This is a genomic window from Mediterraneibacter sp. HA8405 (assembly GCF_056148955.1).
This window is the reverse complement of record NZ_CM148758.1, coordinates 2,145,062-2,158,491: the sequence shown is the minus strand read 5'-3', so window position 1 is coordinate 2,158,491 and position 13,430 is coordinate 2,145,062. Positions and strand designations below refer to the sequence as shown.

Below are 13,430 nucleotides of genomic sequence, written 5' to 3'. Positions count from 1 at the left end.
AAACAGCGGAATCCCGCTGTTTCATTTTGTTCAGGTATCCATTTCACAATAATAAAGAATCCTTGAATCTGAATCATATACAGCTACGGTAAAATTGAGTGAATCACGGCGCAGAATATCAGCGCCGGCCGCCCTGCCGTTCTTCGCCTGTCTGTCATACAGGAAATAATAACCATTTGTTATTTCAGGAATTATTGCATTGTTATTTTCATCTGTTATGTATGGCTCGCATATTAGTTCATCAGATTCATATCCATAAAGCAGCGTCTGAACGGTTTTATCCAATGGACAAGACTTCCAGTTTCTCTTTCCTTTGACCGCATTTTGAAAGGAATCATCCGAAAACTGAATGGCGGTTATAGAAGTTCCGTCATTAAGAAAGCCGGAATGTGAATCTTCATTTATAACAATTTTTCCATTAGCTATGTCTGTATCCAGACGGTTGCTGATTTCCTGCATTATACGGTGATCATTTCCGACCGTACAGCCTGAACATCCCAGTAACACACCTAAAATCAGCAGATAGCAGCATAAATATTTCCTCATTTTATTACCTCCTCATATATATTAGCAGACTGAAAAGTGAATTCTGATTCAGCCTCTGACTGCATTATATGCGCCGCATTATCATATGTCAATAATTATTTATTGATATTCGATAAAAATGGCGAATATCAATAAAGCGACTGGACGGGACTGAAGAAACTTCTGTACTTCCCGGCATATTTTCTGATTCTGGTCATATATTGTGTAAAGAGGTGGACAAGATGGAGAGACAGAACAGAAAATCACAGATTTTAAATATCCTTGCCAAGAGTGTTCGCAGGGTTGTGGAGGAGGATATCCCGGATTTTGATGATTTGCAGGAAATCCGGCTCCGGACGGGAAAGCCGCTTATAGTAATTTACCGGAACCGGGAAGTAGTGCTTCCGACGGAAAGAAAACAGCATATTACAACGAAAGAAGAGATAAGGGAGACAATGGAATATATAAGCCATTACTCCCTTTATGCATATGAGAACGAATTAAGACAGGGATTTCTGACAGTGGAAGGAGGGCACAGAGTCGGAGTGTCGGGAAAGGTGATTGTGGAAAAGGATAAGGTAAAAAACATCCAGCATATCTCCTCTGTTAATATCAGAATGTCACATGAGGTTATTGGCTGCGCAGATGGTCTGCTGCCGTATATTACGAAAAACATGCAGGTGTGCCATACGTTGATTATTTCTCCGCCCCGCTGCGGAAAAACGACGCTTATTCGTGATCTGATCCGGCAGATTTCAAATGGAAATGCGTATGTAAAAGGTAGTTCCGTAGGAGTGGTTGATGAACGCTCTGAGCTCGGCGGCTGTTATCTGGGGGTCGCCCAGAATGATCTGGGAATCCGGACAGATATTCTGGACTGCTGTCCGAAAGCAGAGGGCATGATTATGCTGATCCGATCCATGGCGCCACAGGTTATCGCTGTGGATGAAATCGGCACAAGCGAGGATATTCATGCTATAGAATATGCCATGCAGTGCGGATGTAAGCTGATCGCCAGCGTCCATGGCCTGGATATGCAGGAGGCTTCCAGAAAGCCTGTTCTGGGGGAACTCATCCGGAGACGGATGTTTGAAAGATATGTGGTGCTGGGAAACGGCAAACATCCCGGGGAAATCCGGGGGATCTATGATGAGCGGGGGAGTGTGCTGTGCAGAGACTGGTAGGAGGGATACTGATTATTACGGCCACTGCAGGAGCCGGATATGTGTATGGGACAGAATTAAAAAAATATCTGGGAAAAATACAGTATCTCCGATATATAGTGGGATTGATGAAAGGAGAAATTGAATATACGGGGGCACCTCTGTCCGAAGTGTTTTCTTCGGTGGCGCGGCGGGTGAAAGAGCCATATAGAAACTGGCTGGGACAGCTGTCTGCGCGGACAGAAAGCAGGGATGAGTCCGGGTTTTCCAGAATATGGAATAAATGTATTAACCGGTATCTCAGAGAACTGAATCTGAAGACGGAACATTCTGTCCTTTTGAAGGAGCTCGGTACTTTTCTGGGTCAGATGGACAGAGAGACTTTTAACCGGTCTATGCAGCTCTATCTCAATCGAATGGATCTGGAAATCGAAAAACTCAGAGAGGGACTGGCGGCAAAGAAAAAAATCGGCGGATGGCTCGGAATCATGTCCGGAATCTTTCTGGTTGTGATTCTGATTTAACCGGGGAGGGATCATGAACATAAATCTGATATTTAAAATAGCGGCTGTGGGAATTCTGGTATCCATTTTAAGTCAGGTGCTTAAACACAGCGGCAGAGACGAACAGGCATTTCTGGCAAGCCTTGCGGGACTTATTCTTGTTCTGTCCTGGATCCTGCCGTACATATATGATCTGTTCCTTTCCATTCGTCAGTTGTTTTCTCTGTAAGGAGGTGTGAAGATGAATGTGATCCAGGTGGCGGCCATTGGTGTAATTGGAGCGCTGCTCGCTCTGCAGCTGAAAGGCGGAAGGGCGGAATACGGAATATATATGAGCGTGGCGGCAGGAATTTTTCTGTTTGCCTGCATTATAGACCGGCTGGAGATTTTTATACGGACAGTAGAACAGATCGGCTCGTATATCAATCTGGATGCAGGATATCTGGGAACCATGCTGAAGATGATTGGCATAACCTATATAGCAGAATTTTCTTCCGGGGTATGCAGGGACGCGGGATATCAGACAATAGCCGTACAGATTGAGATATTCAGCAGACTGACGATTCTGGCTCTGGGAATGCCGGTCCTTCTTGCTCTCCTTGAGACAATCCGGGAGTTTCTTGCATGAGTCGGAGAAAACCGCAGCTCTTTCTCACTTTTTTTCTGGTACTTCTTATTTGGGGTCTGGGAAGCCGGATTGTAAATGCCGCAGAGGAAAAAGCAAAAAGCGGAACAGGGCGGGAGCAGGCGGAAACACAGGAAGAATCAGGAAAAAACGGCCGGCCAGAAGCCCTGACGGAGGAAGAAGCGGATGCTATACAGCAGGAAACAGAGAAGGCGCTGATGGACCGGTTTGATTTTGAGGAAATTGAGTCAAGCCTGGATCAGATGTTTCCAAAAGAAAAGCTCTCTTTTCAGGAAGTGGTTACCGCCATGATGTCCGGCGATATGGAACAGACAGGTGAAACTTTCCTGCGGTTTTTAAGAGATCAGATTTTCTATGAATTCCGATATAACAGGCATAATCTTGTATATATTCTTCTGATTGCGCTGATTGCTGCCATATTCTCAAATTTTACGGAGGCATTTCAGAATAAAAGAATATCGGAGATCAGTTTTTATGTTTTGTACATGCTGCTCATTACATTTTGCCTGACTGCTTTTCAGACTGCGATGGAGGGAGTGGAGGGAAAGCTGGACTCCCTTGTGAATTTTATGCGTGTATTATGCCCCAGCTATTTTCTGGCGGTTGCATTTGCTTCCGGAAGTTCCTCATCACTGCTTTTTTATAATGTAATTCTTTTTCTGATCTATCTGGTAGAAATTGTGATTGTACGTTTCCTGCTGCCGGTTGTCCATATTTATATTATGGTGCGGGTTCTTGGGAATCTGACAGGAGAAGATTTCCTTTCAGAATTTGCTGATCTGATCAGAAGATGTGTGGAGTGGATTATAAAAACAATGACAGCCTGTGTGATCGGAATTAATGTAGTTCAGGGACTGCTGGCTCCTGCAATTGACACACTGAAAAGAAGCGCTCTTACCAGGACAGCAGAATCACTGCCCTGGATCGGCAACGCAATGGGAGGAGTGACAGAGATTGTGCTGGGAACGGCCGTGCTGATTAAGAATGGAATCGGTATGGCCGGGGCAGTTGTAACTGTGGCGATCTGCGCGGTTCCCGTTCTGCAGATGCTGATACTTGCCTTTTTGTATAAGCTGGCCGCAGCGCTGGTACAGCCTGTGTCGGACAAACGGATAACCGGGTGTATCGGCGGTGTAAGCGAAGGATATGAGATGATGGTAAAAATTATTTTTGCTGCGGGCCTTATGTTTCTTCTTACAGTGGCGGTAGTGGCAGCCTCCACTTCGTAGGCCGCCGGTCAAAGCAGAAAAGGACAGAAAACGGAGGTGTCCGGATATGCTGGAAGAGCTCTACGGATGGATTCAGAATATAGCTGTTTATCTTATTGTAACATCAGCAATTATGCATGCGATTCCGGGAAAAGAGTATGAAAAATATGTCCGCTTTTTTTCCGGACTGGTGCTGATTCTGCTTCTGTTTACTCCACTGCTGAAACTGACGGGAAAAGAAGGGGTTTTTCAGAATATTTACCGGAGTAATGAATATGAACTGGACAGGAAAGCAATTGAAGAAGCAGAGCAGTGGTTTGAGGATGAGTCGTTTCTGGAATTTCTTCCGGAGGAATATACCGGAGGACAGCGCGCATATGATGGAGAAGAAGGACAGGAGGGAAGCATAGAAGTGGAGGAGATCAGGATTGGAGAGTAAGTGGAAATCATATGTTGCCGGATTAAGGAAAGGGGAAAAGCTCCCCAGAAAAAGCCAGCTTCTTATTCTTCTGCTTGTCGGAATCCTGCTGATGGTAATCGTGCTTCCTGTACCTGACGGAGGGGAGGGATCAGAAGACGAGAATAATCAGACAGATGTAAAGATAACAGATGCCGGCGACTATGAGGCATATCTGGAAGAAAAAACCGCCCGGACGCTTCAGTATGTTGAGGGGGTAGGAAAGGCGGAGGTTATGATAACTCTAAAATCAAGCTCGCAGAAGGTTATCGAAAAAGATCAGCAGAGCTCCAGCCAGACTACAGAGGAAGAAGACAGCGAGGGCGGAACCCGGACTTTGAATGATATTTCCTCGGATAAAACGAGTATCTATGAACAAAATTCCGACGGCTCCCAGTCTCCTTATGTAAGCAAAGAGCTCACGCCGGAAATTGAAGGAGTTGTAGTTATAGCAGACGGCGGAGACAATGCGGTTGTGGTGCAGAATATTACGGAGGCGGTTCAGGCATTATTTGGCGTTGAGGCGCATAAGATAAAAATAATGAAACGGGCGGATACATAAAAAGGAGGATGGACAGTTGAAACGGTTGTTTAAGAAAAATCAGATTATCATTGCAACCCTGGCGGTTATGATCGCGGTTGCCGGGTATCTGAATTACTCCGGCAGGCTTTTCGGGGAGACAGATGACAGCACCACTGAAGCAAATGCGGATCTGGCAAATCAGGAGCTTCTCGATATATCCCAGGAGGATATAGAGACATCAACCGAAGATATCGCAAGCAATGATTCGGAGATTGAGGGAACTCCCGGTGAAGCGGTACTTACAAACGGAAGCGCCCAGACGACGGTTGCTCAGGCAAAAGTTACAAGGGAACAGGTAAGGGCACAGAACAAGGAAACGCTTCAGGCGATTATTGACAATACGAATCTGAGCGACGCTGAAAAACAGGATGCGGTTGCGCAGCTGGTGGAGATCACAGAAATGACCGAACAGGAGGCGGCCATAGAGACCCTGATGGCTTCCAAAGGCTTTTCGGAAGCCGTAGTCAGTCTCACCAATGATTCGGCGGATGTAGTAGTTAAGGCGGATGAACTGACCGATGCCAACCGGGCTCAGATCGAAGATATCGTTACCAGAAAGACAGATATTGCTCCGGAAAATATTGTGATAACACCAATTTCTGAATAGACATCCAGACACTCTTGTGATAGACTGGATATGCCGTCGGTGTGCCGCGAATCAAAAATTCGGCTGTGCACACCGGCACTTTCATGTTCTAAATCAGAAAAACAGGAGAAGAGGATTATGTCAGATATTACGAATGAAATAAAGAAAAGAAGGACTTTTGCCATTATATCTCATCCGGATGCAGGAAAGACAACGCTGACAGAAAAGTTCCTGCTCTATGGAGGAGCGATTAACCAGGCAGGGTCCGTAAAGGGAAAAGCCACAGCAAAACATGCGGTTTCCGACTGGATGGAGATCGAGAAGGAAAGAGGAATTTCCGTCACATCATCTGTTCTGCAGTTTAATTACGGAGGATACTGCATCAACATTCTGGATACACCAGGACATCAGGACTTTTCAGAGGATACTTACCGTACGCTGATGGCGGCGGATTCTGCAGTGATGGTAATTGACGCGTCAAAGGGTGTGGAGGCTCAGACCCGGAAGCTGTTTAAAGTCTGTGTTATGAGACATATCCCTATTTTCACATTTATCAATAAAATGGACCGGGAGGCAAAAGACACGTTTGATCTTCTGGACGATATTGAAAAAGAACTGGGGATTGCGACCTGCCCTGTAAACTGGCCCATCGGTTCGGGAAAAGCATTTAAAGGCGTGTACGACAGACAGAAGAAGGAAGTGGAGCTTTTCTCGGATACAAAAAAGGGTACCGCAGTGGGAGAAGTGAAAAAAGTGGATATCAACAACCCGGAGATTGACTGGCTGATCGGGACAGAGGCCAAGGTGAATCTGAAGGATGAAATAGAACTGCTGGACGGGGCGGCTGCGGAATTTGATCAGGAGCTGGTGGATAAAGGCGAGCTTTCTCCGGTATTTTTCGGATCAGCGCTGACCAACTTCGGAGTAGAAACATTCCTTGAACATTTTCTTGCCATGACAACGTCTCCCCTGCCGCGGATGTCAGATCACGGGGAGATTGATCCTATGAAAGAAAAAGAGTTCTCTGCGTTTGTCTTTAAGATTCAGGCAAATATGAACAAGGCGCACCGGGACCGGATCGCGTTTATGCGAATCTGTTCCGGAGAGTTTCAGGCGGGAATGAGCGTGTATCATGTACAGGGGCAGAAGGAAGTGCGGCTTTCCCAGCCTCAGCAGATGATGGCAAGTGAGAGAAAGATTATCGAAAAAGCCTGCGGCGGCGATATTATCGGTGTATTTGATCCTGGTATTTTTTCCATAGGAGATACTCTGACCACATCCAAAGAACATTTTGCCTATGAAGGCATCCCCACTTTTGCGCCGGAACATTTTGCGCGGGTTCGTCAGGTAGACACCATGAAGCGTAAGCAGTTCGTGAAAGGGATCAATCAGATCGCTCAGGAGGGGGCGATTCAGATTTTCCAGGAATACAATACCGGTATGGAAGAAATAATTGTGGGTGTTGTAGGGGTTCTTCAGTTTGATGTGCTTAAGTACCGTCTGAAGAACGAATACAATGTAGAAATTATTCTGGAAAATCTGCCCTATGAGCATATTCGCTGGATTGAAAATGAAGAAATTGATATGGATCGTCTCAGCGGCACGTCAGATATGAAGAAAATCAAAGATTTAAAAGGACGTCCTCTGCTGCTTTTTGCGCATGAGTGGAGCATCCGCATGACGGCAGAGCGGAATGAAGGACTGAAGCTTTCCGAGTTTGGAAGGTCTTAAGTTTTTCCTTTGCAAATGTGAGGAACTTTGCTATAATGAGAAAAGAGATTACAAAACGGGAGGTTTTGAATATGGCAAAGGACGAAAGAAATACGTATTCTATACAGAGTGATGCCAGTCTCGGTGAAGTGAAGATCGCAGACGAGGTGGTCGCAATTATTGCGGCACTGGCGGCAACAGAAGTTGACGGAGTTGCTTCTATGGCCGGAAACATTACTAATGAACTGATCAGCAGACTGGGTATGAAGAATCTGTCCAAGGGCGTAAAAGTGGACGTGCTGGAAGGCGTGGTAACAGTCTCCCTTTCTCTGAATCTGAAATATAACTACAGTATTATGGATGTATCGGCAAAAGTTCAGGAGAAGGTAAAGAACGCGGTGGAAAACATGACCGGTCTGGAAGTGGCAGATGTCAACATTAAAGTGGCAGGCGTGGAGATGCCGGCCAACGGACAGTAGGCGTACCTTTTCGTTGCAAAAGGACACGGACATATAGTATAATAAGGGATGTCGCAAGACATCCCTTTTATATAGGCCGCATGACACCGGCTGTAGAAAAAGAAGTTTTGAAGAAAGGAACCGGAATGCTAAGATCAGAGCAAAGGGAGCACATCTTTAAAATGCTGTTCCAGATAGAATTTAACGAGGCGGCGGATATGCCGGAACATATAAGGTTATACTGTGAATCGCTGGAGAATGCAGCAGAGAAGGATAAAGAATATATACAGAAAAAGTATGAGGCAGTCGTTTCCCGTGTGCCGGAAATTGACGCGCTTATCAATGAAAACGCAAAAGGCTGGAAAACTTCCCGTATGAATAAGGCAGATCTTACAGTATTAAGACTTGCTGTATATGAGATGAAATGGGATGAAGATATTCCCACAGGCGTGGCCATCAATGAGGCAGTGGAGCTTGCCAGAAAGTTCGGCGGAAGCGGAAGCCCGGCTTTTGTGAACGGTATACTTGGAAAACTGGCAGAACTGGAGTCGCAGGGATGAAAAACGTCTATACGGTACGGCAGGTAAATTCCTATATAAAGAATATGTTTAACCAGGATTTCATGCTGAACCGGATCTATGTGAAGGGCGAGGTGTCCAACTGTAAATACCATACATCAGGGCATATATATTTTTCTCTGAAAGATGAGTCCGGCACGATTGCCTGCATTATGTTTGCAGGCTCTAGGTCAGGGCTTTCTTTTCGTATGCAGGAAGGACAGCAGGTGATCGTTCTCGGCTACATCAGTGTGTATGAACGAGACGGCAGATATCAGCTCTATGCCCGGGAAATTGTCCGTGACGGCGCCGGCGCTCTTTACGAAAAGTTTGAAGCGCTGAAAAAAGAACTGGCTGAAATGGGAATGTTCGCCCCGGAGTATAAGCAGCCCATTCCACTCTATGTAAGGACAGTCGGGATTGTGACGGCTCCCACGGGAGCCGCTGTGCGTGACATTATCAATATTGCAAAGCGGAGAAATCCGTTTGTGCAGCTGATTTTATATCCTGCTCTTGTACAGGGAGAAGGGGCGGCTCAGAGTATTGTCCGGGGAATTCAGGCACTGGAAAAACAGGGTGTAGACGTCATAATTGCAGGCCGGGGCGGCGGAAGTATGGAAGATCTGTGGGCATTTAATGAAGAGTGCGTGGCGCGGGCAGTGTTTGAGTGCAGCGTGCCGGTTATTTCCGCGGTAGGCCATGAGACGGACACTACAATTATTGATTTTGTGGCAGATCTGCGGGCTCCTACGCCGTCAGCTGCCGCGGAGCTGGCTGTGTATGAGTACCGGGCTGCCAGAGAGCAGATGGAAGTGTACAGAAATGCAATGAAAAAGGCGGCTGCAGTGAAAATTACAGCCGCCAGGATAAAAGCTGAGCGGGCTGCCGCCCGGCTGCGTATCGCGCATCCGAGGCAGAAACTGGATGAAAAGCGTCAATATGCCGTGGACCTGGAGAACCGCCTGAAAAATGAAATGAATCGGAAACTTACCAGAGACAGACACCGTCTGGAAGTGTGTGTGGAGAAAATGAAGATCCTCTCGCCTCTTTCCAGACTGAGCAGCGGCTATGCGTATATGCAGGGACCTGACGGTCAGGGAGTAACCCGGATTGACCAGGTCAGTGAAAAAGATTATATTACAGCCTATGTATCGGATGGCCGCATCCGGGCCCGGGTTGTTTCCCGTGAAGCGTTTGACTATCCGGTAAGCGGGGCAGAGGAATAAAGGAGGTGCGCTGCTGGTGGAAAAAGAAGAAAAACAAAGTCTGGACCAGATGTTCGGACAGCTTGAAGAAGTAATCGGCAGGATGGAAGGGGAGGATGTTTCCCTGGAGGAATCATTTGAGCTGTACAGCCGCGGGATGAATCTTCTGAAACAGTGCAGCCAGGCAATTGATGAAGTAGAAAAAAAGGTGCTGGTTCTGGATGAGAATGGAGAGACACATGAATTTTAAAGAAGAATATGAGGCAAAAAAGGGTCAGATAGAAGAGATCTTAAAAGAATACCTTCCACCGAAGGAGGGATATCAGAAAATAATAATGGAAGCCATGGAGTACAGCCTTATGGCAGGGGGGAAACGTCTGCGTCCTATGCTGATGATGGAGACATTCCGTCTGTTTGGAGGAACCGGAGATGTGATCCGTCCTTTTATGGCTGCCATTGAGATGATCCATACCTATTCTCTTGTCCATGATGATCTTCCGGCTATGGACAATGATGAATACAGAAGAGGAAGAAAGACGACCCATGTGGTTTATGGAGAAGACATGGGCATCCTGGCAGGCGACGCCCTTCTCAACTATGCCTTTGAAACAGCTTGCCGGGCCTTTGATCAGGCACCGGAACAGAGCGCGCGTATCGGCCGGGCGCTGAAGATTCTGGCCGGGAAAGCCGGGATATACGGCATGATCGGCGGCCAGGTCGTGGATGTAAAAGAATCCGGACATAAGGTGGCCGGAGAAGTTCTGGATTTTATTTACCGTCTGAAAACCAGCGCGCTGATTGAGTCATCCGTGATGATCGGGGCTGTGCTTGCCGGGGCGGATGAAGAGAAAATAACCTGTATGGAACAGGTGGGACGGAAGATCGGACTGGCATTTCAGATTCAGGACGATATTCTGGATGTAACAGGAACAGCGGAAACCCTGGGTAAACCGATTCACAGTGATGAGAAGAATGAAAAAATGACTTATGTAGTGTGGAAGGGCCTGGAAGAGTCCAGAAAAGCTGTGAAAAGCATGACAGAAGAAGCATTGGAGGAACTGGAAAAAATTCAGGCAGAAGATGATTTCCTGGCACAGCTTCTTCGTTCTCTTGTATACAGGGAAAAATAAGGAGGACTCTTAATGGTGCTGGAAAAGATTCAAAAGGAAAATGATATAAAAAAACTCAGTCCGGGAGAGCTGAACAGTCTTGCAGATGAAATCCGGCAGTTCCTGATCGAAAAACTCAGTGTGACAGGAGGACACCTTGCTTCAAATCTGGGCGTAGTAGAGCTGACGATGGCTCTTCATCTTGAGTTCAGTCTGCCGCAGGACAAACTGATCTGGGATGTGGGACATCAGTCCTATACCCATAAACTCCTGACCGGGAGAAAAGGCGGATTCGATGTTCTGCGGAAATACAGAGGCATGAGCGGTTTTCCGAAACGGCGCGAGAGTGACTGCGATGCTTTCAATACAGGACACAGTTCTACATCTGTTTCCGCCGGCCTGGGGTATGTCGCGGCCCGGGAACTGTCCGGAGAGAATTACAGTGTAGTGTCTATAATCGGAGACGGCTCCATGACGGGAGGAATGGCCTATGAGGCTTTGAACAATGCCTCCCATCTGAAGAGTAATTTTATAATTGTACTGAATGACAACAATATGTCGATTTCTGAAAATGTGGGCGGAATGTCCCGGTATCTTAACGGACTGCGGACTGCTCAGGCCTATACCGGGCTGAAAAAAGGAGTGGAGGACACGCTGAAAAAGTTCCCGAAAGGAGGGGAACGGATTATCAGTCAGGTAAAACGGACGAAAAGCGGCATCAAACAGCTCTTTGTCCCGGGCATGTTTTTTGAGGATATGGGGATCACCTATCTTGGCCCGGTAGACGGACATGACGTGCGCAGACTTGTCCGGGTGCTGCATGAAGCCAGAAGAGTGGATCATGCGGTCCTCGTTCATGTGATTACGAAAAAAGGAAAAGGATATGGACCTGCGGAGCAGAATCCGGCCCGTTTTCATGGCACGGGTCCTTTTGAAATAGAAAGCGGAGAACCCAAAGATAAAGAGCTAAAAGATTCTTACACGGATGTGTTCTCCAAAGTGCTGGCGGATATCGGAAAACACGATGAGAAAGTAGTGGCTATTACAGCGGCAATGGCGGACGGAACCGGACTTTCCAGATTTGCGCGGATGTTTCCGAATCGTTTTTTTGACGTGGGTATTGCCGAAGAACATGCCATGACTTTTGCCGCCGGACTTGCGGCGGGAGGCATGAAGCCGGTCTTTGCCGTCTACTCTTCCTTTTTACAGAGGGCCTTTGACCAGACCATCCATGACGTCTGTCTTCAGAATCTTCCGGTAGTAATTGCAGTGGACCGCGCGGGTCTTGTGGGAAGCGACGGGGAAACACATCAGGGGGTGTTTGATCTGTCCTACCTGTCTATGATACCGAATATGACGATAATGTCTCCGAAAAACCGCTGGGAGATGGCGGATATGCTGAGGTTCGCCGTTGAATTTCCTGGCCCGGTGGCTCTGCGCTATCCCCGGGGAACCGCGTATGAGGGACTCAGGCAGTTCCGCGCTCCCGTGGAATTCGGAAAAAGCGAGATCCTGTATGAAGAAGGCGACATTGCCGTGATTTTTGTAGGGCATATGTCTGAGCTTGCAGAGCAGGTGAGAATGGAACTGAAAGACACAGGATATGCCTGCAGTCTGGTAAATGCCAGATTTGTAAAACCGCTGGATACACAGATGCTGGAAAATCTGGCGGAAGACCACAGCCTGTTTGTGACAATCGAAGAAAATGTATTTTCAGGCGGATTCGGTGAGCAGGTGCTGGAATATGTAAACCGGGCAAAATTAAATGTCCGTGTCCGAAATATAGCTATTTCAGATGATTATGTGGAACATGGAAATGTAGAACTTCTTCGGAAAGAAGTGGGCCTGGATAAAGAAGCGATTGTAAAGCAGGCAGTTTCGGACTATTTGATGATAAAGGACAGATAATATGAAAGAACGTTTAGATGTATTGCTTGTAAAAAGAAATCTGGCAGAGTCCAGAGAAAAAGCCAAGGCAGTAATTATGGCAGGGAATGTGTTTGTGGACGGACAGCGGGAAGACAAGGCCGGCACAACTTTTCCTCCGGAGGTCAGTATCGAAGTGAAAGGGCATACACTGCCGTATGTGAGCAGAGGCGGTCTGAAGCTGGAAAAAGCACTTGCGGTATTTGATGTGAACGTGGAGAATAAAGTATGCACGGATGTAGGATCTTCTACGGGCGGTTTTACCGACTGTATGCTTCAGAACGGCGCCTGTAAGGTTTATGCCATTGATGTGGGACGCGGACAGCTGGACTGGAAGCTGAGGCAGGATTCACGTGTGGTCTGTATGGAAAAGACAAATATCAGGTATGTAACTCCGGAGGATATCGGAGAGGCAATCGATTTTTCTTCTATTGACGTTTCTTTTATTTCTCTTACCAAAGTGCTGGAACCGATCCGGAACTATCTGAAAGAAGACGGAGAGATTGTGGCTCTGATCAAACCGCAGTTTGAAGCGGGAAGAGAAAAAGTTGGAAAAAAAGGCGTAGTAAGAGACAAGGCGGTTCATCGGGAAGTAATTATGAAAGTGGCGGACTATGCGCGGAATATCGGCTTTGGCGTAATGGAGCTGGATTATTCGCCGATCCGCGGCCCGGAGGGAAATATTGAATATCTGATCCATCTGAAAAAAGGGGCAGAGGGTATGGAAAAAGACATGGAAGAGGCTGCAGCTTCGGTAACAGATAAGGCATTTGAAGAACTGGCAAAATGATAAG

Annotated in this window: 17 protein-coding genes; 16 read left to right on the top strand and 1 reads right to left on the bottom strand. The window is 46.9% G+C overall.

What is annotated here, in order from left to right; all coding sequences use genetic code 11:
• Positions 1-30: 30 nt before the first annotated feature.
• Positions 31-546 (bottom strand): hypothetical protein, encoded by a 516-nt coding sequence (locus AC0QUU_RS10165; RefSeq protein ID WP_474542568.1) that lies wholly within the window; start codon positions 544-546, stop codon positions 31-33.
• Positions 547-767: 221 nt separating this feature from the next.
• On the opposite strand from AC0QUU_RS10165, the gene spoIIIAA reads away from it, so the two are divergent.
• The 16 genes from spoIIIAA to AC0QUU_RS10085 all read left to right on the top strand — a co-directional run bounded on the left by spoIIIAA (position 768) and on the right by AC0QUU_RS10085 (position 13,426).
• Complete coding sequence (gene spoIIIAA / locus AC0QUU_RS10160) at positions 768-1,709, top strand: stage III sporulation protein AA (protein WP_474542567.1); 942 nt, start codon at positions 768-770, stop codon at positions 1,707-1,709.
• On the top strand, positions 1,694-2,212 hold the full coding sequence (locus AC0QUU_RS10155; protein WP_474542565.1) for a stage III sporulation protein AB: 519 nt from the start codon (positions 1,694-1,696) through the stop codon (positions 2,210-2,212). Before spoIIIAA ends, AC0QUU_RS10155 begins: the two co-directional genes overlap by 16 nt.
• 13 nt (positions 2,213-2,225) lie before the next feature.
• The gene (gene spoIIIAC, locus AC0QUU_RS10150) at positions 2,226-2,420 is read left to right on the top strand and encodes a stage III sporulation protein AC (protein ID WP_474542564.1); all 195 of its coding nucleotides are present in this window, start codon (positions 2,226-2,228) and stop codon (positions 2,418-2,420) included.
• Positions 2,421-2,432: 12 nt separating this feature from the next.
• On the top strand, positions 2,433-2,819 hold the full coding sequence (spoIIIAD, locus tag AC0QUU_RS10145; protein ID WP_474542562.1) for a stage III sporulation protein AD: 387 nt from the start codon (positions 2,433-2,435) through the stop codon (positions 2,817-2,819).
• A complete protein-coding gene (locus tag AC0QUU_RS10140) occupies positions 2,816-4,066 on the top strand; it encodes a stage III sporulation protein AE (protein WP_474542560.1) in 1,251 nt (416 codons plus the stop codon). The genes spoIIIAD and AC0QUU_RS10140 overlap by 4 nt, the downstream gene beginning before the upstream one ends.
• 46 nt (positions 4,067-4,112) lie before the next feature.
• Positions 4,113-4,484, top strand: a complete 372-nt coding sequence (locus AC0QUU_RS10135; protein ID WP_474542558.1) for a stage III sporulation protein AF — start codon at positions 4,113-4,115, stop codon at positions 4,482-4,484.
• Positions 4,474-5,064 carry a stage III sporulation protein AG gene (locus tag AC0QUU_RS10130; RefSeq protein WP_474542557.1) on the top strand — a complete coding sequence of 197 codons (591 nt, stop codon included), beginning with the start codon at positions 4,474-4,476 and terminating at the stop codon, positions 5,062-5,064. The genes AC0QUU_RS10135 and AC0QUU_RS10130 overlap by 11 nt, the downstream gene beginning before the upstream one ends.
• 16 nt (positions 5,065-5,080) lie before the next feature.
• Positions 5,081-5,692 carry a SpoIIIAH-like family protein gene (locus tag AC0QUU_RS10125; protein ID WP_474542555.1) on the top strand — a complete coding sequence of 204 codons (612 nt, stop codon included), beginning with the start codon at positions 5,081-5,083 and terminating at the stop codon, positions 5,690-5,692.
• Positions 5,693-5,809: 117 nt separating this feature from the next.
• Positions 5,810-7,402, top strand: coding sequence for a peptide chain release factor 3 (locus AC0QUU_RS10120; protein WP_474542553.1), 1,593 nt, complete (start codon positions 5,810-5,812; stop codon positions 7,400-7,402).
• Between the two features lie 71 nt (positions 7,403-7,473).
• A complete protein-coding gene (locus tag AC0QUU_RS10115) occupies positions 7,474-7,860 on the top strand; it encodes an Asp23/Gls24 family envelope stress response protein (protein WP_474542552.1) in 387 nt (128 codons plus the stop codon).
• 125 nt (positions 7,861-7,985) lie between these two features.
• Complete coding sequence (nusB, locus tag AC0QUU_RS10110; RefSeq protein WP_474542551.1) at positions 7,986-8,399, top strand: transcription antitermination factor NusB; 414 nt, start codon at positions 7,986-7,988, stop codon at positions 8,397-8,399.
• Positions 8,396-9,622, top strand: coding sequence for an exodeoxyribonuclease VII large subunit (gene xseA / locus AC0QUU_RS10105; protein WP_474542550.1), 1,227 nt, complete (start codon positions 8,396-8,398; stop codon positions 9,620-9,622). The genes nusB and xseA overlap by 4 nt, the downstream gene beginning before the upstream one ends.
• Before the next feature lie 49 nt (positions 9,623-9,671).
• Entirely contained in the window at positions 9,672-9,851 is a 180-nt protein-coding gene (gene xseB / locus AC0QUU_RS10100; protein ID WP_474545562.1) for an exodeoxyribonuclease VII small subunit, read from the top strand.
• Complete coding sequence (locus AC0QUU_RS10095; RefSeq protein ID WP_474542548.1) at positions 9,841-10,731, top strand: polyprenyl synthetase family protein; 891 nt, start codon at positions 9,841-9,843, stop codon at positions 10,729-10,731. Before xseB ends, AC0QUU_RS10095 begins: the two co-directional genes overlap by 11 nt.
• 12 nt (positions 10,732-10,743) lie before the next feature.
• Positions 10,744-12,618, top strand: coding sequence for a 1-deoxy-D-xylulose-5-phosphate synthase (gene dxs, locus AC0QUU_RS10090; RefSeq protein ID WP_474542547.1), 1,875 nt, complete (start codon positions 10,744-10,746; stop codon positions 12,616-12,618).
• A gap of 1 nt (position 12,619) precedes the next feature.
• A complete protein-coding gene (locus AC0QUU_RS10085) occupies positions 12,620-13,426 on the top strand; it encodes a TlyA family RNA methyltransferase (protein ID WP_474542546.1) in 807 nt (268 codons plus the stop codon).
• The last annotated feature ends 4 nt before the right edge of the window (positions 13,427-13,430 follow it).

Excerpts from the sequence above, each read along its gene's own strand:
- AC0QUU_RS10165 (WP_474542568.1), bottom strand. The coding sequence starts at position 546 with ATGAGGAAATATTTATGCTGCTATCTGCTGATTTTAGGTGTGTTACTG.
- spoIIIAA (WP_474542567.1), top strand. The coding sequence starts at position 768 with ATGGAGAGACAGAACAGAAAATCACAGATTTTAAATATCCTTGCCAAG.
- spoIIIAC (WP_474542564.1), top strand. The coding sequence starts at position 2,226 with ATGAACATAAATCTGATATTTAAAATAGCGGCTGTGGGAATTCTGGTA.
- spoIIIAD (WP_474542562.1), top strand. The coding sequence starts at position 2,433 with ATGAATGTGATCCAGGTGGCGGCCATTGGTGTAATTGGAGCGCTGCTC.
- AC0QUU_RS10140 (WP_474542560.1), top strand. The coding sequence starts at position 2,816 with ATGAGTCGGAGAAAACCGCAGCTCTTTCTCACTTTTTTTCTGGTACTT.
- AC0QUU_RS10135 (WP_474542558.1), top strand. The coding sequence starts at position 4,113 with ATGCTGGAAGAGCTCTACGGATGGATTCAGAATATAGCTGTTTATCTT.
- AC0QUU_RS10120 (WP_474542553.1), top strand. The coding sequence starts at position 5,810 with ATGTCAGATATTACGAATGAAATAAAGAAAAGAAGGACTTTTGCCATT.
- AC0QUU_RS10115 (WP_474542552.1), top strand. The coding sequence starts at position 7,474 with ATGGCAAAGGACGAAAGAAATACGTATTCTATACAGAGTGATGCCAGT.
- nusB (WP_474542551.1), top strand. The coding sequence starts at position 7,986 with ATGCTAAGATCAGAGCAAAGGGAGCACATCTTTAAAATGCTGTTCCAG.
- xseA (WP_474542550.1), top strand. The coding sequence starts at position 8,396 with ATGAAAAACGTCTATACGGTACGGCAGGTAAATTCCTATATAAAGAAT.
- xseB (WP_474545562.1), top strand. The coding sequence starts at position 9,672 with ATGTTCGGACAGCTTGAAGAAGTAATCGGCAGGATGGAAGGGGAGGAT.
- AC0QUU_RS10095 (WP_474542548.1), top strand. The coding sequence starts at position 9,841 with ATGAATTTTAAAGAAGAATATGAGGCAAAAAAGGGTCAGATAGAAGAG.
- dxs (WP_474542547.1), top strand. The coding sequence starts at position 10,744 with ATGGTGCTGGAAAAGATTCAAAAGGAAAATGATATAAAAAAACTCAGT.
- AC0QUU_RS10085 (WP_474542546.1), top strand. The coding sequence starts at position 12,620 with ATGAAAGAACGTTTAGATGTATTGCTTGTAAAAAGAAATCTGGCAGAG.